The organism is Bacillus sp. LR--39 (assembly GCF_053613335.1).
This window is the reverse complement of record NZ_JBSIOT010000001.1, coordinates 1,919,684-1,939,716: the sequence shown is the minus strand read 5'-3', so window position 1 is coordinate 1,939,716 and position 20,033 is coordinate 1,919,684. Positions and strand designations below refer to the sequence as shown.

Genomic DNA, 20,033 nt, shown 5'->3' with positions numbered 1-20,033 from the left:
TTGTCTTTATCAAGCATAGCTTAGAATAAAGACTCTGGGTGAAAAAGGGAGGAAACCGACGTGCTATTTTTTCCTTGGTGGGTATACCTTTGCATTATCGGAATTATTTTCAGTGCTTATAAGCTTTTCACAACAGCTAAAGAAGAGGAAAAGCTTGACCAGTCGTTTATTGAAAAAGAAGGAAGGGTGTATATTGAACGGATGGAACAGGAACGCGAGCGCCGTATGGCGGCGCCCGCAGGTGAAAACGGGGATGCAGAAGAAAACTCCAATCATTCGATCGCATAAAAAAACTGTGCGGCTCGCCGAGAGCCCGCACAGTTTTTTTATTTAGATTGAGAAGATGATGATGTTGAAGTGTTAAACGTGTCTTTTAAGTCCTTGTCTTCAACTTTTACGTCAGCTTTTTTCATGACTTTTTGAATTGCCGCCTGTACAGCTGAGTTGTCGTTTAATTTCTGCTTAAGAACTTCTTCTTTCAGTTCTTTTTTCATGTCATCATATTTGCCGCGTTCTTCTGTCTTTTTGATGATATGATAACCGAATTTTGTTTTGACCGGATCGCTGACTTGTCCGACTTTCAGGCCGAATGCAGCTTTGCTGAATGTTTCATCCATTGACTTTTTATCGAACCAGCCAAGGTCGCCGCCGTTGTCTTTTGAGCTGTCAGTTGAATATTCTTTCGCAAGCGTTTCAAACTTCTCGCCTTTTTTCAGCTTTTTCTCCACTTCGTCAGCTGTCTTTTTGTCAGCGACAAGGATGTGGCTCGCGCGGATTTTACCTTTTAAGCCGTCGTAATATTCTTTCGTATCGGAGTCAGTCACTTTGATGTTGTCTTTCGCCGCTTTTTGCGCAAGCAGTTCGTACTTCACCTGATCTTTCAGGTAATCTTCGCCGTACTGCTGTTTAAGGGCGCTGTACTGATCGCCGAGCTGCGTTTTGTACTCTTTCAGCTTGTTATCGATTTCTTTATCCGATACTTTGTATTTTTTTGCTAATACTTTTTCTTGTACGAGCTGTGTCAGCACACTTGCGCCCGCGGTTTTTTTCATGTTCGTGTAGAGCTCGCCTTTTGTTACATTTCCGGCATCCGTCTTGGCAATCACGTCGTTGTCGCCGCTGCTGCAAGCGCTGAGAGCCAGGACGCTCGTTGCCGTAATAGCTGCTATCGCGATTTTCTTCATTCCATTAAACACTCCTAATCATCCAAATTAAATTGCATATGCGTATCATAACATATTGTGGCTTTCTGTAAAAAGATTTTAAATAAAGGGCATTCGTCTAGTCAAACTTTTTCCTGATACATACAAATATATTGATCATGAAAAGGAGGTAATGAACCATGGGCGGAGGATATTCAAACGGTTTCGCACTGCTCGTAGTACTGTTCATATTGCTTATCATCGTAGGTGCAGCTTACATTTGTTAAGCGAAACGGATCGCTTTTTCCAAAAGCGGTCCGTTTTCTTACCCGGGCGCCTAATCGTTTCAGAAGTAAATTGCATATGATGTAATTGGAAAAATAAAACGTTTTGTAGGAGGTGCTTTTGGAGATGGGTGAAGTATTTGCAGGCGGTTTTGCATTATTGGTTGTTCTGTTCATCTTATTGATCATCATCGGCGCTTCTTGGCTTTATTAAGAAAAAAATATGGCTGTCGGGGGTCAGACCTCCGTCAGCCATATTTTTTGCCTGTTTACACAGTAAAGGAGATCTCGACGAATGAAGAGATCAGTAAAATTAAAATAGATACATTAATAAAACGGAATACCTTATCCTGCCGGTCTTCAGGAATCTCTCTGACAAGGCATAATGTATTTGTGAGCCTGTTTATGAAATAAAGAATAAACAGGGCAGCCACGATAAAATAGAATAAAATGATGGGAGATTCCCCCTCTCTCTGAACTGCTCCCATATTACATTACCAAATATTTATTAAAAAAGATAGAATGTAACCTGAAAAATCAGCGGGACATCAAGACTCCGGCACTTTTTTTACTAAAATATCAAAACCGTCGGATTCCTGGTCAATCAGACATGATTTGGGCGCTTTGACCAGATGGAGCGCAAACAGAAGATCAGGCAGGCAATACCCCGCATGAATACTCGAAATCATATAAAAGTAATGAGCGTGTCTCGGAAATGCCAGTCCGGCATAAAACAATAACGGCGTAATGAATAAAAACGGGCTGATCGTTGAAATCAGCATCGTTGTTTTCGGTATGCCTTTCCATGTCGGCATCCGCAAGAAGTACATTTTCATTTCCTTTTTTCTTTTTTTACAGATCATCGGCAGGACATGTATGACTTTATGTACAAATAAAGTAACAACGAGCAGAACACAAAAAGCAAACACGTGCCCGTCACTTAAACTGATATTCGGACGCAGCAGCCCGAATGCCAAGAAGTTGCATATAAAAAACAGGATCATAAAACCTACAGCAGTCAATAATAAACGAACCGCACCATAATCTTTGATCAGATTAATGGTTTTCCAGCAATTCATCAGAGTCATCCTTCCGTACAAAGATGGAATACAATCTCAAAATAATTTACTCTCTTCAGGAGAAAAAATCAATCCTTTTTTAAAGAAAAAAATAAACCTGGAAAGAGAAGAACAGAAGAGCTCGGTGAAACATGGAAATGTACGGTTTAACCTTTCTTCTCCATTCATTATCAGCTAAAATAAGATTAAAGATAGAAAGAAGTGAAACGGATGGATTCAATGGATCAGCGTATCGGGCGTTTAGAATATTACATACAATTGCTGGTGAAAACGGTGGATATGGATAAGTACCCTTTTTATGCGATGATGATTGAAAAAGGGCTGACCGAAGAAGAAGGAGAAGAGGTCGGGCGGATCTGCCGCGAATTGGAGGACGAGCTGGAGTCGCAAAAAGCGCAAGGCTTTGTGACGTTTGACAAGCTCCTTGCGCTTTTTGCGGGACAGCTGAACGAAAAATTAGATGTTCATGAAACGATTTTTGCTCTGTATGAGCAGGGGCTTTATACAGCGCTGATGGAAGAATTTATTGAGATTATGAAGCACTTTGATTAACTGTTGATCGGTTCCAGCTCTTCAGCCGTTTCATGGGCAGCCGATTCGTCTGTTTTTTTCTTCAGCCTTCCGTCTTCACTATCAAAATCATTGTTTATGTTTGTCAATGATTTCTCGAATATCTCCATAAAATCTTCGCCGTAAATGTGGCGGATGACACAGGTTAATTCTTCAACCTCAGGAAACTTCCCGAATAAGTGGTAGATCGGCTGTGAGCCTTTAAACACAGCGTTTCTCGACGGATCAAACTCCTCAAGCAGGCTTTCGAATACATTTTCCCCTTCTTCTGTTAACTGAATGTACGTGTTCCGTTTATCATTCAGCCGCTTGGAAAATTTCAGATATCCCCGTTCTTCAAGCTTTTTTGAAAAGTTAAATGCAGTTGATACGTGCATAACGCCGAATTTGGCGATTTCTGAAATAGAAGCTCCTTTAAGCTGATAGGCAATCCATAATATATGATGCTCATTAATATTAAGGTCGTACGGCTTCAGCCAATTCTGCCAGTCTTTCTCGATAGATTTCCAGAGCGCTTTGGACAGCTGCGCCATTTTTTGGGTATAGATTAAAGCTTCTTTTAGATCGTAAGGCGGTTCAACACGATTCAATACAGATCACCTGCTTCACATTTTCTTTTCCTCTATTATGCCAATAAAATAAAGATTAATAAAGATGAAAATTTAAGAATTTTATAATAAATTCTTGATCCGTTGCTGGGAAAGGCTTTAAACCGCAAAAAAAAGTGCGGAACGCAATATGTCCGCACTTTTTTTGGTTGTATAGGATATTAGTTTTGTAAGGTTTTCTCCAGCTGTCTGATTTTCTCTTCGATATCAGCGATTTCCTTTTGGAGATCCTGCTGGTGCGGCTTGATTTCCTCCTGCCACCTTTTAATGCTGGTCTGAAGCTCTCCGCCTACGTCTTTAATGACTTCTGCGCTTTCTTTCGCCGTTTGGACAAGCTGGTCCTTAAGCGCCATTCCGTCTTTTTTTAACCGTTTGATTGTGTCCTCAATTGAATTGCAATTCGCTTTGATTTTGCCCCGCAGCTCTTTTCCGGATGAAGGAGCCGAGAGTAACACCGCTGCGCCTCCGATCAATCCGCCTACGAAAAGGCCTGTTAAAAGGGAACGTCCGTCAGCCATTTGAAATCACCCCGTTTTTTTTCTCGTAACTTTTATCATTTTTGTTCAGAAGAATAAACTTCTATACATAGCTTGCTTTATTTTAGCATATTTTTTAAGGGAAAAGGAGGGAGAAGGTTGTCTGTCTTTATGATTGTTTTATCTTGTATGGCTCTTGTCTTTGCGGCGGGCGCCGTTTATTACCTGAAACTGCTCGGCCAGGCCGCTTCTTATCCGCCGAAGCGGGTCGTCCGCCAAAAGGCCATTGTCTGCTCAGCAGGAACCGCCCTCGCATTGTTCCTTATCTTTTTCACAAAACTTCTCGTATAAAACATGCTGAAACACATTAAAAAACCTCTTCCGGCCGGAAGAGGTTTCGGTATGCGGTTATTTCACCGTTTCAATCATATTGGACCGTTTTAAGATCGTCTGCACAATCGGATGCATAATGATAATGGCGATCGTATTCAGCGCAGCCGCCGGAAGGACGACCGCGAGCACCAATGCGGTGAATCCGCCCGGCAGGCCGACAATCAGAAGGGCCAGCGCCAAAAAGAGCAAACCGGAGATGAAGGTGCCGGCTATCGTAATGACGGCGGCGGCCGCTGTTTTCACGCTCTTTTTCACCAAAAGCGCCAGCGCGAGAAACAGAAACGCCGTTACCGGTTTTTCAATGATATTCGGAAGCTGTCCGCCCGGAAAAGATGTCGTGAGTGCGGAAATGATTCCCGTTACAATCCCAATCATCAGCACGTTCTGCACACGGGGGAATAACAGAATACCCATAAACATCATCACAAGCATCATATCGGGTTTCATTCCGAATAATACCGGCGGCATAATGGAATGAAGCACCGCTCCGATTGCCGCAAACAGGGCCATAATGACTAATTCTTTTGTTTTCATACTAAGCTCTCCTCTGCTAAGCTTTTTCGCCATCCAATAATATGCTCGTCATTTATTGCGATGGCCGGAAAAATTGATATGCAAACAGTATATCAAAGGAACCGTTATGTTAGAAGAAATTTATTCGTTTTCCTGCTGGAACTTTCTCATAAACTGAGCCAGTTTTTCACAATCAGCCAGGCTGACGGCGTTGTAGATAGACGCCCTGCAGCCTCCGACTGAGCGGTGGCCTCCGAGTCCGGTCATTTTAGCCGCTTTCGCTTCTTCAACGAATTTTTTCGTGAGACTGCTGTCGCGGAGGGTGAACGTGACGTTCATGTGAGAACGGCTGTCTTTTGCGGCATGCCCCGCGTAAAACCCGCCGCTTGCGTCGATTGTGCCGTACAGGACGTCGGCCTTTTCCTGATTGCGCCGTTCAGCCGCTTCGACACCGCCGTTTTCAGCCAGCCATTCAAGGACGAGGCTCAGCATATAAATCGCAAATGTAGGCGGCGTATTATACAGTGAATCGGCTTTTGTGTGAGTGGAGTATTTCAAAATTTTAGGGACGTTGGCGTTTTCGTTTTCAAGCCATGATTTTTTCATGATGACGACCGTGACGCCGGACGGCCCGAGGTTTTTTTGGGCTCCGCCATAGATGACATCAAACGTTTTGACATCAATTTTTCTGCTCAGGATGTCGCTTGACATGTCGGCTACGAGCGGGATCGGTGAATTCGGGAACTCTTTCCACTGCGTTCCGAAAATCGTGTTGTTTGACGTAACATGCAGATAGGCGCCGTCTTTGATTCCTGAGAGGTCTGCTTCCGGTATGTGGTTGTGGTTTGAATCTGCGCTTGTTGCCGTAACGGATGTGTTTCCGAACAGTTTCGCCTCGGCGAGTGCTTTTTCAGACCATGCGCCCGTTACGATGAAGTGCGCCGTTTTTTCCGGCGTTAAAAAGTTCATCGGCAGCATGGAGAATTGAAGGCTTGCGCCGCCTTGAAGAAATAAAATATCATAATCGTCGGGAATATCCATCAGTTCTTTCAGAAGGCTTTTGGCTTTTTGGTGCACCGCGTCATATTCTTTGCTCCGGTGGGACAGCTCCATGACGGACATGCCGGTATCATTGAAGTTGACAAATTCTTTTTGTGCTTTTTGCAGCACATCCAGTGGAAGGGCTGCGGGTCCTGCATTGAAATTCGTTGTACGTTCCATGTTTACGATCTCTCCCTGTTTTCCGCTTTAGTGTAAGAAATAATACAATTATCCTATCACAATTTTTTGATTTTTTTGATATGAAAAAATATAATTTATGTTTTTTGTGTTTCCGGACGCAAAAAAACCTCATCTTTAAGATGAGGCAAGCCGTTTTCTGACGGTTGAAGCGATCTCCTGAAGATCGTCAGGCGTATAGTCTTCGGCGTGGGTCTTCCAGACAGCCCCGAAACCGTCTCCTTTTCCGTAACGCGGAATGATATGCATGTGAAAATGGAACACCGATTGGCCCGCTTTTTCACCGTTGTTATTGAGAATATTCAGCCCGATCGGCTCGAATTCATCGCGGATGGCGCGTGCGATTTTCGGCACCGCTTCAAAATATTCTTTAGAAAGCTCAGGCGTAAACTCGTACACGTTTTCGATATGTGTTTTCGGAATCACGAGCGTATGGCCTTTTGTGACCTGGCTGATATCAAGAAACGCCACGACGTGTTCATTTTCGTATACTTTTGAAGACGGAATGTCACCGGCAATGATTTTGCAGAAAATACAATCGTCCGCTTTGTGCATAGATGGGTTTCCTCCCTGAAAAGAAATATATGTATATTCTCATCGTACCACAAAAACGGCCAAAACAAAAAACAGGATGAACGGCTGCGCGTTCACCCTGATGCAGAAGTACGAGCTTTATCACAGAAAATTGAATATGCCTTTTGTAAGCACCTCATTTGTTTTTAAAATGAAGACTTATGGGTCTGCTTAATCATTCCTGGGACAAACACCTCATTTGATTATTTCATCATGAATGAAGAACATCATCAAAGCAGTGTGTGAAGAAATTGTAAGCACAGGACATGTTGATTTTCATCCAACTGTTCTAAGACGTCTTTTATAAACACCTCATTTTCAGTTGATTAAAGCTGTTTCCTTCTACATATATTATGATGTCCGCCAAAACGATAACTATGCACACTTTTCACGTGAGAAAAAAAGGGAATCGTTTCAAATCAGACTTTATTTTTGGTACTATGAAGAAAAACGAATCAGAAGGGGAGAAATTATGTCTCTGCTATCGGTAAAAGACTTAACCGGCGGTTATACGAGAAACCCGGTCTTAAAAAATGTTTCATTCACCCTTGAGCCGAACCAGATTGTCGGACTCATCGGATTAAACGGCGCGGGCAAAAGCACGACGATCCGGCATATTATCGGATTAATGGACCCGCATAAAGGCGCGATCGAGCTGAACGGCAAGACGTTTTCGGAGGATAAGGAAAGCTACCGCTCGCAATTTACGTACATCCCAGAAACGCCGGTGCTGTATGAAGAACTGACGCTCAAAGAGCATCTGGAGCTGACGGCCATGGCGTACGGCCTTTCCAAAGAAACGCTTGAAAAAAGGCTTCCTCCGCTTCTGAAAGAATTCAGAATGGAAAAAAGGCTGAAATGGTTTCCCGCTCACTTTTCCAAAGGGATGAAGCAGAAAGTCATGATCATGTGCGCGTTTCTCGCGGAGCCTTCGCTTTATATCATTGACGAGCCGTTTCTCGGCCTTGACCCGCTTGCGATCAATGCATTGCTGGAGCGGATGGACGCCGCGAAAAAAGCCGGATCAAGCGTGCTGATGTCAACGCATATCCTGGCTACGGCAGAGCGCTACTGTGACGCTTTCATTATTTTACATAACGGCGAAGTGCGGGCAAGCGGCACACTGGAAGAACTGAGAGAGCAGTTCGGCATGGAAGACGCAGCTCTTGATGACTTGTATATTGAACTGACGAAGGAAGACGCCGGCCATGAATAATATGTCTACTATTTGGCAGTCCCGGCTTGAAGAGCATATAAAGGAAACCAGAATGTATATGAAATATATGCTCAATGATCATCTCGTCATTGTGCTGATCTTTTTTATTGCCGGCGCGGCAAGCTGGTACAGCAAGTGGGTCAAAGACATTCCCGTTCATTTTCCGTCATTTTGGGTGATGGCGGTGCTCTTTTCATTTGTGCTGACCGGTTCATACGTCCGGACGCTGCTAAAGGAAGCGGACCTCGTGTTTCTGCTGCCGCTTGAACCGAAAATGGGGACATACTTTAAACATTCATTTAAGTACAGCTATCTGTCACAGCTGTTTCCGCTTATTGCCCTGTCGGTTGTATGCATGCCCCTGTTTTTCGCTGTAAGTCCGGGGGCGTCGCTTGCGTCGTATGCCGCCGTATTTATTCAGATGCTGGCGGTAAAAGCGTGGAATCAGGCCATGGAGTGGCGGATGACGTTTATGAATGACAGAAGCATGAAAATGATGGATGCGGTCATACGCTTTATCTGCAATATGCTGCTTTTATACTTCGTCTTACAGTCGTTTTATGTGTACGCTGCCGCCGTCTATGTTGTGATGGCCGGCCTTTATGTGTATTTCACATCGGCCGCAAAACATAAATCATTAAAATGGGAAGCCCATATTGAATATGAATTAAGAAGGAAGCAGCGGTTTTACAGAATCGCCAATCTGTTTACCGATGTGCCTCACCTGAAGAAACAGGCAAAACGCCGGGCGTATCTCGACTTTTTGCTCAGAATGATTCCATTTGAACAGCGGAAAACGTTCTCCTATATGTATGCGCGGGCCTTTCTGCGTTCAAATGATTATCTCGGCATTCAGGTCAGGCTCACGATTATTTTTATCCTGATTATTATGCTCGTTTCCGCCAATCCGTGGATCACGGCGGCGTTAACCGTATTTACCGTCTTTATTACGGGAATACAGCTTCTGCCGCTGTTCGGGCATTTTCATCACCTTTCTCTGCAGGAGCTTTACCCGGTCAATCAGAAAGCGAAGCTGCAAAGTTTCTTTTCGCTGATGAAATCGGCATTAACCGTGCAGGCGCTGCTGTTCTGTGCAGCGTCAGCTTATGCCGCGGGAGTCAGCGGGGCGCTGTATGCGGCTGTTGCTTCAGCCGTTCTGATTTTTGTGATCATGCCTTCGTATATGGGCGGAAGATTGAAAAAGTACGGCAAGCTGTAATCTATCGGGTTTTTGAGACCTCAATGAAAGAAGGAGACACAGATGACCGACGATCAGCAGCTGATACAGGAAGCACTGCAATGGAAAGCGCGTTTTTTGCGCAAAGATTCTATGCTTGAACGTTTTTCTAAAGGAATGCAGGCGAAAATAAATGAGCGGATTCCCGATAAAATTCATGCCGTTATCACAGAAAGCATAAAAAAAATGACCGAAGCAACAATGGCGGGTTCAAATCTGGTGAAAAGCAAGCGGGATACAAACGGTATGACGCTTGCTGAAAAAGATGCCCTCGCCAGACAAACCATCGTATCGTACCAAAAGGTCGCGGCAGCCGAAGGTATCGGTACGGGGGCCGGCGGAATTTTTTTAGGGATGGCTGATTTTCCTTTGCTGCTATCCATTAAAATGAAATGTCTGTTCGATCTTGCCTCCATTTACGGCTATGATGTGAAAGACAGGGATGAGCGATTGTTTTTGCTGTTTATTTTTCAGCTGGCTTTCTCAAGCGGTGAACAGCGGAAACGCATATACTCAATGATTGAACAATGGGATTCGAAAAAGCATGATGTCGATTGGAGAGTTCTTCAGCAGGAATACCGCGATTATCTGGACGTGGTGAAGTTGTTTCAGCTTTTGCCGGTTGTCGGAGCCGCCGTGGGCGGAGCGGCCAATTATAAACTGCTGTCACAGCTCGGTGAGACGGCAAGACACGTTTTTCATTTAAGAATCACAGCAGCCGGTACGTAATGTACCGGCTGTTTTTTATGCCCTATCGGGGGTAGCTCACCGCGGCGCCGATAAGCACCTTGGCGGCCGTCAGCATCGCTTTTTCATTAAAATCAAATTTCGGATGATGATGAGGATAAATGGTTTCCGCATTTTCTAAAGCGGCGCCCGTAAAGAAAAAAGCGCCTTTTGTATGCTGCAGATAATAGGAAAAATCCTCTCCGGCCATCTGCGGCTCTCCTTCAACGACTTTCGTGACGCCCTCTGTTTCCGCTGCGGCTGCCGCAGCGTGCGCCGCTTCCTCAGGATGATTGACGACGGCGGGATAGCCGCGTTTGAAACGATATTCATAGGAAGCGGAGTGCATGGAACAGATTCCTTTTACGACGGCTTCTATTTCTGCTTCGAGCAGGCTGCGCACACTTTCGTCAAACGAGCGGACGGTGCCTGATATGACTGCCTGATCGGCAATCGCATTAAACGGATTTTCAGCGATGAACGAGCCGGCTGAGATGACGGCCGGCTGCACCGGATTTACCCGCCGGCTGACGATATGCTGAAGAGCCGTGACGATTTGTGAGCCGATTAAAACGGCGTCCTTCGTATCGTGAGGAATCGCGCCGTGACCGCCTTTGCCGATGACTTTAATCGTAAAGCCGTCAGCGGCGGCCATCACTGCGCCCGGGCGGCATAAGACCGTTCCGACGGGTTCAGTCGCCCATAGGTGTGTGCCGAAAATGGCATCGACATGCTCGAGGCAGCCATCCTCAATCATTGCTTTTGCTCCGCCGGGAGATAATTCCTCGGCGTGCTGATGGATCATCACAAATGACCCTTTCAGTTTTTCCCGGTTGCGGTACAGCACTTTTCCGACCGCGAGCAGAGCCGCCGTATGGCCGTCGTGCCCGCAGGCGTGCATGACGCCGGGAATTTGTGAAGCATAGGGCACATCTTTTTCATCCTGTATCGGCAAAGCGTCAAAATCAGCTCTGAGTGCCACGACCGGTCCCGGTTCACTCCCTTCAATATAGGCTGTGACACCGTTGCCCCCGACATTCGTCCGGATGGGAACGCCTAGCTTTTCATAAAATGAGGCGATGAACGCCGGTGTTTTTTTCTCCTTAAAGGATGGCTCGGGATTCATGTGAAAGTGACGCCTGATTTCAACCATTTCCTCATACAGCCCGTCAAGCTGAGCGTTTAAGCTTTTTTGAAGTGTCGTTAACGTCAAAAGCGATGCCCCCTCGTCTGCTTTTCCCATGATTGTATAGAAAATGTCAGAAGATTTCAATCCTTTTGCTACGGGAGAATGATGATGGCGGCGATCGTTGTGACGACTAGCCCGGCCGCAACCGGGATAAAGTTTTTTCTGGCAAGCTCAAACGGGTCAACTTTACAAATAGCCGCAGCGGGGATCAGTGCCCAAGGGACCAATGTTCCGCCCCCGACCCAGATCGCTGAAATCTGGCCCAGCGCCGTTAAAACGGACGGGTCCGTATGAAGCGCGGCGGAAAACAGCTTTGCCATCGAGCCTGCAAGAGATATACCGGAAAACCCAGACCCGTCGAGCCCGGTAATCGCACCGACTGCGGCCAGGGCGATGCCGGCGAATTCTCCGGACATCGGAAAAGAATGGGACAGGGCCAGTCCGAGGTCATTGACGATCCCCGCAGACCCTTTCGGCAGCGGGGTGTTCAAAATATTTTTAAACCCCGCGTCACCGAGATAAAAGAAGGCCGCGATCGGAATGACGGGGCCGAATACTTTAAATCCGAATTGAAAACCGCCGATAAAATACTCGGTGATCTTTTCTAAATGCCGCTCTTTATATACAATGAAATGAATGATCAGGAGAATGCCGATCGCGGTTCCTCCGACGAGTGCCGTCGCATCGTTTCCTTGGAGGCGGTATACGATCATGCAGATAATATCGGCGAGAAAAACAAGCGGAATGAAAACCGCCAGGATCACCCTGAGTTTTTTCGGCAGATACATACTTGTGTCCAAAGAACCGGAGCTGTCCAAGGAGAGGGGGGCCTTCGTTTTTTTTCGATCCCGCATGATGAGGAAGAAAGCGGTGATTGTCGTCGTTAACCCCATGATCAAAACGAGCGGAATACTTGCCTGCATGACATCGCTCACGGGAATGCCCGCGGCGTCGGCCGTTAATTTCGGGGCCGCCTGAATGACGTAATCGCCCGATAAAGCGAATCCGTGGCCGAACAGGTTCATCGCCATAGCCGCGGCGATCGGAGAAAGGCCCGCCCGGATCGCTGCGGGAAGCAGCACAGCGCCGATCAGCGCCACCCCGGGTGACGGCCAGAAAAAAAGAGAGATGGCAAACATCAGACAGCCGATAACCCAATACGCGACAGCCGGCCCTTTCATCAGCTTTGCAAACGGAGAAATCATCGCTTCATTAATACCGGTTTCGGTCAAAAGGCCGCTCATCGCCACGATAAAACAAATGATAAAAATCGTCGGCAGCAATTCTCCGGCGGCATACGTAAAGCTGTGAAACAGGCTGCTGACCGAAGCGGAGAATGAATGCGTCGTCCATAGCGCAATCACAAAAATGCCGGCGAGTGAAATAAAGGTTGTATCTTTTCTGAGAAGCATAAAAACGATAATGGCCGCGATAAAAGCAACATAAAGCAGATGTACCGAGTAGACGCCGATCCCCAATTGAACCACTCCGTTTATAAATAGGATTGCTACAGGGTATTCATAGGCGGGCGGAAGGTGCAAAGAAGGATGCGTAAAATCGGGACATCAAAAAAGCCGGAGAATCTCCGGCGGTTTTTTAGTCTATTGCGTAATAAGCGGTTACATAAGACGGACGGGAAAAAATAGACGTCGTGTCGATGCCGGCAGATGTTCCGCGTTTTTTATGAGCTTCCTGATAAGAGTTTGACTGCTGCCAATCCTGAAAGGCTTTTTCCTCTTCCCACAGGGTCAAAATGACATACGTATCGCCTTCGAGCGGTCTTAATACGCGGATGGCTTTAAAACCGGGTTCATTTTCCACTTTGCCGGCGCGGTTTTTAAACCGGTTTTCAAACAGCGGACGGCCTTCCTGGGTAACGGCGATGTTGTTGAGGACGGCGTAGCCCGGATTTTTGATTTCCCCGACGCTGTCGATGCTTTCATAGGAATGGGGCGCCTGAAAAACGGTTTCTCCATTTGTTTCATGAATTAAAACCGCATTATCCTCCCCTTGCATCAGCACCATATTCTCACTCGGGTGTTTCTTGGCAATCGTCTTTAAAAAATCGGCTGTCCCATATGTAATATAAACCTTCATATCAGCCACCTCCTGCTTGCTAGTATATCAAAAGAGTGGTATAAGTTTCTATTGGCGACTCATTCTGACATAATTCGAAACAATATTTCCCATACTACAAGTTAAGAAAGGCGAGGTGACTTATGCTGAAAAAGAAAAAAAGATTCTTTATTCCGGCTGTAATTGCGGCGGCAACCGCTTTTCTCGCGTTAATCGGATACATTATCATTATATTTCTCGGCCATTATGTCATCGATGAAAAGAAATTAATACTGCACGCATCTTCAAAAATCGTCGATCAAAACGGTGATGAAATCGCGAGCCTCTATACGGAAAATCGCGAGCCGGTATCCATTCAGCAGGTTCCGGAAGATGTGAGAGATGCCTTTATCGCCGTTGAAGATAAACGGTTTTACGAACATCACGGCATTGATGTGAAGTCTGTCGGCCGGGCGGTGTTCCGGGATGTTTTAGCAGGCGGCAAGGTGGAGGGCGGAAGCACGATCACCCAGCAGCTGGCGAAAAACATTTTTCTGACTCATGATAAAACATTTTTGCGCAAGACGAAGGAAGTCATTATCGCCATCAATCTTGAGCGTGATTACAGCAAGGACAAGCTGCTTGAAATGTACCTGAACCAGCTTTATTTCGGCCATGGCGTTTACGGCATTCAAGCCGCGTCCCACTACTACTTTAATAAAGAAGTAAAAGATTTAACCGTTGCAGAAGGAGCCGTTCTGGCAGCGATCCCGAAGGCGCCATCTCTCTATTCGCCGATTCAGCATCCGGATAAAAATAAAGAACGCCGCGATACGATTCTTGCAATGATGAACGATCAAGGCTATATCAGCGCCAAGGAAGCCGTCAGAGCCCAGGGCCGGACATTGGGGCTTAATGTCAAGAAAACATCAGAAACGCCTTGGTTTGACAGTTATATCGATCTTGTCATCAAGGAGGCGGAAGACCGTTATTCGATGTCAGGAGAACAGCTGCTTCAAGGCGGCTATACGATCCGGACGTCACTTGATTCCAAGCTGCAGAAAGCGGCATATACCCTCATGAAGGAAAGCGGCTATTTTCCGGGGACGGATCAGGCGGCAGAGGGAAGCGCCGTCTTTATTGATAATAAAACCGGAGGCGTGCGCGCGGCGGTCGGCGGGCGCGACTATGTGGCAAAAGGATACAACAGGGTTACGGCGAAGCGGCAGCCGGGCTCAACGTTTAAGCCGATTGCCGTATACGGGCCCGCCATGCAGGAAGACAAGTTCAAACCGTATTCGCTTCTCCAAGACAAACTGACGTCCTACGACGGGTATGAACCGAAAAATTATGACGGACAGTACAAGGGGGAAGTGACGATGCAGGATGCGATCACTTACAGCATAAATGCGCCCGCTGTCTGGACATTGAAGCAGATCGGCGTGGATACGGGAAAATCGTATCTTGAGAAAAACGGCATGAACATTTCTGACAACGGACTCGCGATTGCGCTGGGCGGTCTGTCTGAAGGCGTCACTCCGCTTCAGCTTGCCGGAGCTTATCATACCTTTGCGGCAAACGGAATGTATACAAAGCCATTTTTTATAGAGAACATCACGGACGAAGACGGAGAAACGTTATCCGGGCCAAAAAACGGCAAAACGCGCGTCTTCAGCGGACAGACGGCATGGAATATGACGAGAATGCTACAGCAGGTCGTAAAAGAAGGAACCGCTTCACAAGGCAGCTATCAAGGCGACCTGGCGGGGAAAACCGGCACGACCACATTTACCGGCATCCCCGGCGCCACAAAGGACGCCTGGTTTGCGGGATACACTCCCGGACTGACGGGAGCCGTCTGGATGGGCTATGACAAAACGGATAAAACCCATTACCTGAAAGGCGGCAGCCAATACCCGGTCAGACTCTTTAAAGATATCGTCACAAAAGCGGGTGAAAACGGCCGGACATTCAAAAAGCCTGAAAATGTGAAGGAACTGGGCAGCCCGATTGAGCTGGAGGCGGTAAAATCCCTGTCGGCCCGTTATACATTTAAGGCGATGGGACTGATTACGGTTCAATTAAAATGGGATATTCAAAAGGATGATCGGGTTGTTTACCGAATATATGAGAAGAAAGACGGAAAAGACAAGCTTCTGGATTCGGTGAAAGGAAAAGGCAACTTTGACATACCGTACGCCAATCTGTTTTCAGGGGCTTCATACAAAGTCGTTCCATATAATTCACAGACGAATCAAGAAGGAGAGGGAACGGAATACGTTCAGCCGAAGCTTTTTTCTTCTTAATCATGAATTCGGCGATTTTTTGAACATTAAGCCTCAATTCTATACCATTCAGAAAAAACAAGGTATAGTGTAATGGGCGAAGAACACGAACGTATGGTTGCAGGAGGAAAGGTGGAAATTCAGATGAGTAAACGAGAAGCGTTTAATGATACGTTTTTAAAAGCGGCACGGGGAGAAAAAACAAATCACGTCCCTGTCTGGTACATGAGACAGGCGGGGAGGTCTCAGCCGGAATACCGCAAGCTGAAAGAAAAGTACGGCTTAGTCGAAATTACGCATCAGCCCGAGCTGTGCGCGTATGTGACGAGGCTCCCGGTCGAGCAGTACGGAGTGGACGCTGCCATTTTATATAAAGATATTATGACGCCTCTTCCTTATATCGGAGTGGATGTTGAAATAAAAAACGGAATCGGCCCGGTGATCGATCAGCCGGTGCGCTCTGCTGCGGATATTGAAAAGCTCGGCGAACTGAATCCCGAACAGGATGTTCCTTATGTGCTGGAAACGATCCGATTACTCGTAAACGAACAGCTGAATGTTCCGCTCATCGGTTTTTCGGGAGCGCCTTTTACGCTGGCCAGTTATATGATTGAAGGCGGACCTTCTAAAAATTACAACAAAACAAAAGCGTTTATGCACAGTATGCCGCAAGCGTGGCAAATGCTGATGGACAAGCTGGCGGACATGATTATCGTTTATGTAAAAGCGCAGATTAATGCCGGCGCAAAAGCCATTCAGATTTTTGATTCATGGGTCGGCGCGCTGAACCGCGAAGATTACCGGCAGTTTATAAAACCGGTGATGGACAGAATATTCCGGGAGCTTTCAGCAGAGCAAGTCCCGCTGATCATGTTCGGCGTAGGCGCAAGCCACCTGGCCGGGGATTGGCATGACCTTCCTCTTGATGTCGTCGGTCTTGATTGGAGACTCGGCATAGATGACGCCAGAAAACAAGGCATTACAAAAACGGTTCAGGGCAATCTTGATCCGTCGCTTCTTCTTGCGCCTTGGGAAGTCATCGAGAAAAAAGCGAAAGCGATACTTGATCAAGGCATGAAAACGGACGGGTTTATTTTCAATTTAGGGCACGGCGTATTCCCTGATGTCAATCCGGCAACGCTGAAAAAGCTGACGGCGTTTGTACATGAATACTCCGCGGCCCAAAAAACGGAACAATCTTCCTGAGCAGATCGTTGGTTATAAGAAGATTTTCCTGTCAAAATCAAGGTAGACAGACCATCAAAAGAGGTGTTTAACTAAATGAGCAGCAAAAAGAAAATGGGACTTCTCGTCATGGCTTACGGAACGCCTTACAAAGAAGAAGACATAGAACGTTATTATACACATATCAGACGCGGAAGAAAGCCTGAGCCGCACATGCTTCAAGACTTAAAAGACAGATATGAAGCGATCGGAGGCATTTCGCCGCTGGCAAAAATTACGCAGGAGCAGGCGGAGAAGCTCGCACAGCGTTTAAATGAAATCCAGGACGACGTAACATTCAAAGTGTACATCGGATTAAAACATATTGAACCGTTTATTGAAGACGCGGTGGCGGACATGCATAAAGACGGCATTACAGAAGCTGTCAGCCTTGTGCTCGCCCCTCATTTTTCAACATTCAGCGTCCAGTCATACAACAAACGCGCGAAAGAAGAAGCGGAGAAGCTCGGCGGCTTGACCATCAAGTCTGTTGAAAGCTGGTATGATGAACCGAAATTCGTTGATTATTGGGTCGGCCAGGTGAAGAAAACGTATGAATCAATGCCGAAAGAAGAACGGGATGACGCGATGCTGATCGTCTCAGCGCACAGCCTTCCTGAAAAAATTAAAGAATACGGCGATCCGTATCCTGACCAGCTGGAGGAATCCGCAAAACTGATTGCCGAAGGCGCCGGAATTACCGATTACGCAGTCGGCTGGCAAAGCGAAGGGAACACCCCTGATCCGTGGCTCGGGCCGGATGTGCAGGATCTCACGCGCGAGCTGTATCAAAAGCATCCTTATAAAGCATTTGTATACGTGCCCGCAGGCTTCGTTGCCGATCATTTAGAGGTGCTTTACGATAATGATTATGAATGCAAAGCTGTGACCGAAGAAGTCGGCGCAAGCTACTATCGTCCGGCCATGCCGAACGCACAGCCTGAATTTATCGACGCGCTTGCAGCGGTCGTGCTGAAAGAGCTGGACAAGTAGAATTAAACGGTAAAGAAGGCGATAAAAATGAGTGGCGATAAAAAACATCTGGTCATCATCGGCGGCGGCATAACGGGATTAGCCGCCGCCTTCTACATGGAAAAAGAAATCAAGGAAAAACAGCTGCCGCTTGAGGTCACCCTGATCGAAGCGGGACCGAGAGCGGGCGGCAAAATTCAGACGGCGCATAAAGACGGCTACATCATTGAGCGGGGGCCGGATTCTTTTTTGGAAAGGAAAAAAAGCGCGCCGCAGCTCGTTAAGGATTTGGGGCTTGAGCATCTGCTCGTCAACAATGCGACCGGCCAGTCTTACGTGCTCGTCAATGAGACGCTTCATCCGATGCCGAAGGGCGCGGTGATGGGCATTCCGACCAAAATCGCTCCGTTCATCTCCACCGGTTTATTTTCTGTTCCCGGAAAAGCGCGGGCGGCGCTTGACTTTGTCCTGCCTGCGAGCAAACCGAAGGAAGATCAGTCTCTGGGTGAATTTTTCCGCAGACGCGTCGGTGACGAAGTCGTTGAGAATTTAATAGAACCGCTATTATCAGGGATTTATGCCGGAGATATTGATAAGCTGAGCCTCATGTCCACGTTTCCGCAATTCTATCAGACTGAGCAAAAGCACAGAAGCCTGATTCTCGGTATGAAAAAATCACGTCCGCAGCCTTCGGGACAGCAGCTGACGGCCAAAAAGCAGGGCCAGTTTTTAACACTGACGACAGGGCTTCAAACGTTGGTGGAGGAGCTGGAAAAGCAGCTTACGCTGACAAAGGTGATGAAAGGAACGAAAGTCACCCATATCGGCCGCGAGGAGAAAGGATATTCAGTGACGCTTGATAACGGCAAAGTGCTCTATGCGGAAGGATGCATAGTGACAGCCCCGCATAAAGCCGCGGCGAAAATGCTTTCTGATCTGCCGGCGGTTTCATGTCTCAAAGACATGCATTCTACGTCCGTTGCCAACGTCGCCTTAGGTTTTCCTGAGGGAGCCGTCAAGATGGAGCATGAAGGTACGGGATTCGTTATCTCAAGAAACAGTGATTTCTCCATCACGGCCTGCACATGGACGAATAAAAAATGGCCGCACGCGGCGCCGGAGGGCAAAACGCTTCTCAGGGCGTACGTCGGAAAGGCCGGAGATGAATCCATCGTAGATCTTTCAGATAACGAGATCATTAAAATCGTAATGGAAGATTTGAAAAAAGTAATGAAAATAAATGGCGAACCGGAAATGACCTGTGTGACCCGCTGGAACGAAAGCATGCCGCAATACCATGTCGGCCATAAGGAGCGCATCAAAGAGTTCAGAGATGCGCTGAAAGCTTCCTATCCGGGCGTATACGCGACGGGCGCGTCTTTCGAAGGGGTGGGCATCCCCGACTGTATCGACCAGGGAAAAGCCGCCGTATATGATTCACTGGCTTATTTATTTGAAACGTACCAGCCTCCGTTATCGTAAAACGGAGGTTTTTTTGCATGTTCCCGTTCTGTAAAGGGAACACCAATAAAGAGAAAAAACATTTGAATCTTCTCTGCGACTGTGATAAGTTATCTTATGTACAAAATGACTAAAACGTTCAAACGGTCAATTTAACGAGGTGGGAAACATGTCCGTCGATCGGAAAAAGCTCATTCTGGAAGCGGCAACGAAGTCTTTTACACAATTCGGCTACAAAGCAACGACAATGGATCTGGTGGCAAAGCTTGCAAATGTGGGGAAGGGAACCATCTACACGTTTTTCAAAAACAAAGAAGAACTGTTTGATGATATTTTCACCACTATTTTAAGAGAAATGAAGGAACACGCAGACGAAGCGATGAAACCGGAGCTTTCATTTCACGAAAATGTTCACCGGGCGCTTATCGCGATTTTGGAATTCAGAAAAACACACCAGCTGACTATTAAAATTTTTCAGGAGAACGCTGAGATTGGTACAATAGCCGTTCAGGATGTCATTGCGAAAATGGAGCGGGCCATTCTGTCATACATTAAAGAAAAGATAGAAACAGCCATTGAAAACGGAAGCATTAAACCGTGTGATCCGGAACTGACCGCTTTTGTGATGCTCAAGCTCTACATCGCGCTGATATTTGACTGGGAAAAAAACCATCCGCCTCTTGAAAAAGAGACGATCGCCGAATTGCTGGAAATGTATGTTGGTCAAGGATTATCTAAATAATAGATGATCCTTCACTTTTTAGGTGCCGTGACCGTTTTGTCAAATGAGT

General features: G+C 46.7%; 24 protein-coding genes. 13 read left to right on the top strand and 11 right to left on the bottom strand.

Annotated elements, in window-relative coordinates:
* Nucleotides 1-60 precede the first annotated feature (60 nt).
* Complete coding sequence (locus ACWHAR_RS09320) at nucleotides 61-288, top strand: sporulation YhaL family protein (RefSeq protein ID WP_032874329.1); 228 nt, start codon at nucleotides 61-63, stop codon at nucleotides 286-288.
* A 38-nt stretch (nucleotides 289-326) separates the two neighbouring features.
* On the opposite strand, the gene ACWHAR_RS09315 is transcribed toward ACWHAR_RS09320, so the two are convergent.
* Nucleotides 327-1,184 carry a peptidylprolyl isomerase gene (locus ACWHAR_RS09315; RefSeq protein ID WP_032874331.1) on the bottom strand — a complete coding sequence of 286 codons (858 nt, stop codon included), beginning with the start codon at nucleotides 1,182-1,184 and terminating at the stop codon, nucleotides 327-329.
* 158 nt (nucleotides 1,185-1,342) lie between these two features.
* Here ACWHAR_RS09315 and yhzE1 point away from each other — a divergent pair, with 158 nt between their 5' ends.
* On the top strand, nucleotides 1,343-1,429 hold the full coding sequence (gene yhzE1 / locus ACWHAR_RS09310; RefSeq protein ID WP_017417375.1) for a sporulation protein YhzE1: 87 nt from the start codon (nucleotides 1,343-1,345) through the stop codon (nucleotides 1,427-1,429).
* Between the two features lie 124 nt (nucleotides 1,430-1,553).
* Nucleotides 1,554-1,640, top strand: a complete 87-nt coding sequence (yhzE2, locus tag ACWHAR_RS09305) for a sporulation protein YhzE2 (protein WP_003155248.1) — start codon at nucleotides 1,554-1,556, stop codon at nucleotides 1,638-1,640.
* 55 nt (nucleotides 1,641-1,695) lie between these two features.
* Here yhzE2 and ACWHAR_RS09300 read toward each other — a convergent pair whose 3' ends face one another.
* On the bottom strand, nucleotides 1,696-1,914 hold the full coding sequence (locus ACWHAR_RS09300) for a hypothetical protein (RefSeq protein ID WP_003155245.1): 219 nt from the start codon (nucleotides 1,912-1,914) through the stop codon (nucleotides 1,696-1,698).
* Between the two features lie 60 nt (nucleotides 1,915-1,974).
* Complete coding sequence (locus ACWHAR_RS09295; RefSeq protein WP_007409225.1) at nucleotides 1,975-2,505, bottom strand: DUF3267 domain-containing protein; 531 nt, start codon at nucleotides 2,503-2,505, stop codon at nucleotides 1,975-1,977.
* A 210-nt stretch (nucleotides 2,506-2,715) separates the two neighbouring features.
* Here ACWHAR_RS09295 and ACWHAR_RS09290 point away from each other — a divergent pair, with 210 nt between their 5' ends.
* Nucleotides 2,716-3,057, top strand: coding sequence for a YhaI family protein (locus ACWHAR_RS09290; RefSeq protein WP_003155243.1), 342 nt, complete (start codon nucleotides 2,716-2,718; stop codon nucleotides 3,055-3,057).
* Here the strand turns inward: ACWHAR_RS09290 and ACWHAR_RS09285 are convergent.
* Together ACWHAR_RS09285 and ACWHAR_RS09280 are read right to left on the bottom strand one after the other, a co-directional pair.
* On the bottom strand, nucleotides 3,054-3,665 hold the full coding sequence (locus ACWHAR_RS09285) for an HTH-type transcriptional regulator Hpr (protein ID WP_007610395.1): 612 nt from the start codon (nucleotides 3,663-3,665) through the stop codon (nucleotides 3,054-3,056). The genes ACWHAR_RS09290 and ACWHAR_RS09285 overlap by 4 nt on opposite strands.
* A gap of 179 nt (nucleotides 3,666-3,844) precedes the next feature.
* Nucleotides 3,845-4,201: a YtxH domain-containing protein gene (locus ACWHAR_RS09280; protein ID WP_007409224.1), complete on the bottom strand. Its 357-nt coding sequence runs from the start codon at nucleotides 4,199-4,201 to the stop codon at nucleotides 3,845-3,847.
* A gap of 117 nt (nucleotides 4,202-4,318) precedes the next feature.
* Between ACWHAR_RS09280 and ACWHAR_RS09275 the strand changes: the two genes are divergently transcribed.
* Nucleotides 4,319-4,510 (top strand): hypothetical protein, encoded by a 192-nt coding sequence (locus tag ACWHAR_RS09275; RefSeq protein WP_007409223.1) that lies wholly within the window; start codon nucleotides 4,319-4,321, stop codon nucleotides 4,508-4,510.
* Nucleotides 4,511-4,567: 57 nt separating this feature from the next.
* Here the strand turns inward: ACWHAR_RS09275 and ACWHAR_RS09270 are convergent, their stop codons facing one another.
* The 3 genes from ACWHAR_RS09270 to ACWHAR_RS09260 form a co-directional block, all read right to left on the bottom strand.
* Nucleotides 4,568-5,086 carry a tryptophan transporter gene (locus ACWHAR_RS09270; protein WP_012117208.1) on the bottom strand — a complete coding sequence of 173 codons (519 nt, stop codon included), beginning with the start codon at nucleotides 5,084-5,086 and terminating at the stop codon, nucleotides 4,568-4,570.
* A 120-nt stretch (nucleotides 5,087-5,206) separates the two neighbouring features.
* On the bottom strand, nucleotides 5,207-6,286 hold the full coding sequence (gene serC, locus ACWHAR_RS09265; protein ID WP_032874334.1) for a 3-phosphoserine/phosphohydroxythreonine transaminase: 1,080 nt from the start codon (nucleotides 6,284-6,286) through the stop codon (nucleotides 5,207-5,209).
* Between the two features lie 135 nt (nucleotides 6,287-6,421).
* Nucleotides 6,422-6,859, bottom strand: coding sequence for an HIT family protein (locus tag ACWHAR_RS09260; RefSeq protein ID WP_007409220.1), 438 nt, complete (start codon nucleotides 6,857-6,859; stop codon nucleotides 6,422-6,424).
* Between the two features lie 490 nt (nucleotides 6,860-7,349).
* Here ACWHAR_RS09260 and ACWHAR_RS09255 point away from each other — a divergent pair, with 490 nt between their 5' ends.
* The 3 genes from ACWHAR_RS09255 to ACWHAR_RS09245 are packed head-to-tail and all read left to right on the top strand — an operon-like array spanning nucleotide 7,350 to nucleotide 10,059.
* On the top strand, nucleotides 7,350-8,093 hold the full coding sequence (locus ACWHAR_RS09255; protein WP_032874336.1) for an ABC transporter ATP-binding protein: 744 nt from the start codon (nucleotides 7,350-7,352) through the stop codon (nucleotides 8,091-8,093).
* On the top strand, nucleotides 8,086-9,312 hold the full coding sequence (locus tag ACWHAR_RS09250; RefSeq protein WP_032874339.1) for an ABC transporter permease: 1,227 nt from the start codon (nucleotides 8,086-8,088) through the stop codon (nucleotides 9,310-9,312). The genes ACWHAR_RS09255 and ACWHAR_RS09250 overlap by 8 nt, the downstream gene beginning before the upstream one ends.
* 42 nt (nucleotides 9,313-9,354) lie before the next feature.
* Entirely contained in the window at nucleotides 9,355-10,059 is a 705-nt protein-coding gene (locus tag ACWHAR_RS09245) for an EcsC family protein (protein WP_032874340.1), read from the top strand.
* 22 nt (nucleotides 10,060-10,081) lie between these two features.
* On the opposite strand, the gene ACWHAR_RS09240 is transcribed toward ACWHAR_RS09245, so the two are convergent.
* The 3 genes from ACWHAR_RS09240 to hmoB all read right to left on the bottom strand — a co-directional run bounded on the left by ACWHAR_RS09240 (nucleotide 10,082) and on the right by hmoB (nucleotide 13,342).
* Nucleotides 10,082-11,269: a M20 family metallopeptidase gene (locus ACWHAR_RS09240; RefSeq protein WP_032874343.1), complete on the bottom strand. Its 1,188-nt coding sequence runs from the start codon at nucleotides 11,267-11,269 to the stop codon at nucleotides 10,082-10,084.
* A 68-nt stretch (nucleotides 11,270-11,337) separates the two neighbouring features.
* Nucleotides 11,338-12,723 (bottom strand): membrane protein, encoded by a 1,386-nt coding sequence (locus tag ACWHAR_RS09235; protein ID WP_032874345.1) that lies wholly within the window; start codon nucleotides 12,721-12,723, stop codon nucleotides 11,338-11,340.
* Nucleotides 12,724-12,841: 118 nt separating this feature from the next.
* Nucleotides 12,842-13,342: a heme-degrading oxygenase HmoB gene (gene hmoB, locus ACWHAR_RS09230; RefSeq protein WP_003155224.1), complete on the bottom strand. Its 501-nt coding sequence runs from the start codon at nucleotides 13,340-13,342 to the stop codon at nucleotides 12,842-12,844.
* Nucleotides 13,343-13,464: 122 nt separating this feature from the next.
* On the opposite strand from hmoB, the gene ACWHAR_RS09225 reads away from it, so the two are divergent.
* From ACWHAR_RS09225 to ACWHAR_RS09205, 5 genes are all read left to right on the top strand, one after another.
* Complete coding sequence (locus ACWHAR_RS09225; RefSeq protein ID WP_032874348.1) at nucleotides 13,465-15,606, top strand: transglycosylase domain-containing protein; 2,142 nt, start codon at nucleotides 13,465-13,467, stop codon at nucleotides 15,604-15,606.
* Nucleotides 15,607-15,729: 123 nt separating this feature from the next.
* Nucleotides 15,730-16,791 (top strand): uroporphyrinogen decarboxylase, encoded by a 1,062-nt coding sequence (gene hemE / locus ACWHAR_RS09220; RefSeq protein ID WP_032875175.1) that lies wholly within the window; start codon nucleotides 15,730-15,732, stop codon nucleotides 16,789-16,791.
* A gap of 75 nt (nucleotides 16,792-16,866) precedes the next feature.
* Nucleotides 16,867-17,802: a ferrochelatase gene (gene hemH, locus ACWHAR_RS09215; RefSeq protein ID WP_003155221.1), complete on the top strand. Its 936-nt coding sequence runs from the start codon at nucleotides 16,867-16,869 to the stop codon at nucleotides 17,800-17,802.
* A gap of 27 nt (nucleotides 17,803-17,829) precedes the next feature.
* Nucleotides 17,830-19,263 (top strand): protoporphyrinogen oxidase, encoded by a 1,434-nt coding sequence (gene hemY, locus ACWHAR_RS09210; protein ID WP_003155220.1) that lies wholly within the window; start codon nucleotides 17,830-17,832, stop codon nucleotides 19,261-19,263.
* A gap of 148 nt (nucleotides 19,264-19,411) precedes the next feature.
* Nucleotides 19,412-19,984, top strand: coding sequence for a TetR/AcrR family transcriptional regulator (locus ACWHAR_RS09205; protein ID WP_032874350.1), 573 nt, complete (start codon nucleotides 19,412-19,414; stop codon nucleotides 19,982-19,984).
* Nucleotides 19,985-20,033 lie beyond the last annotated feature (49 nt).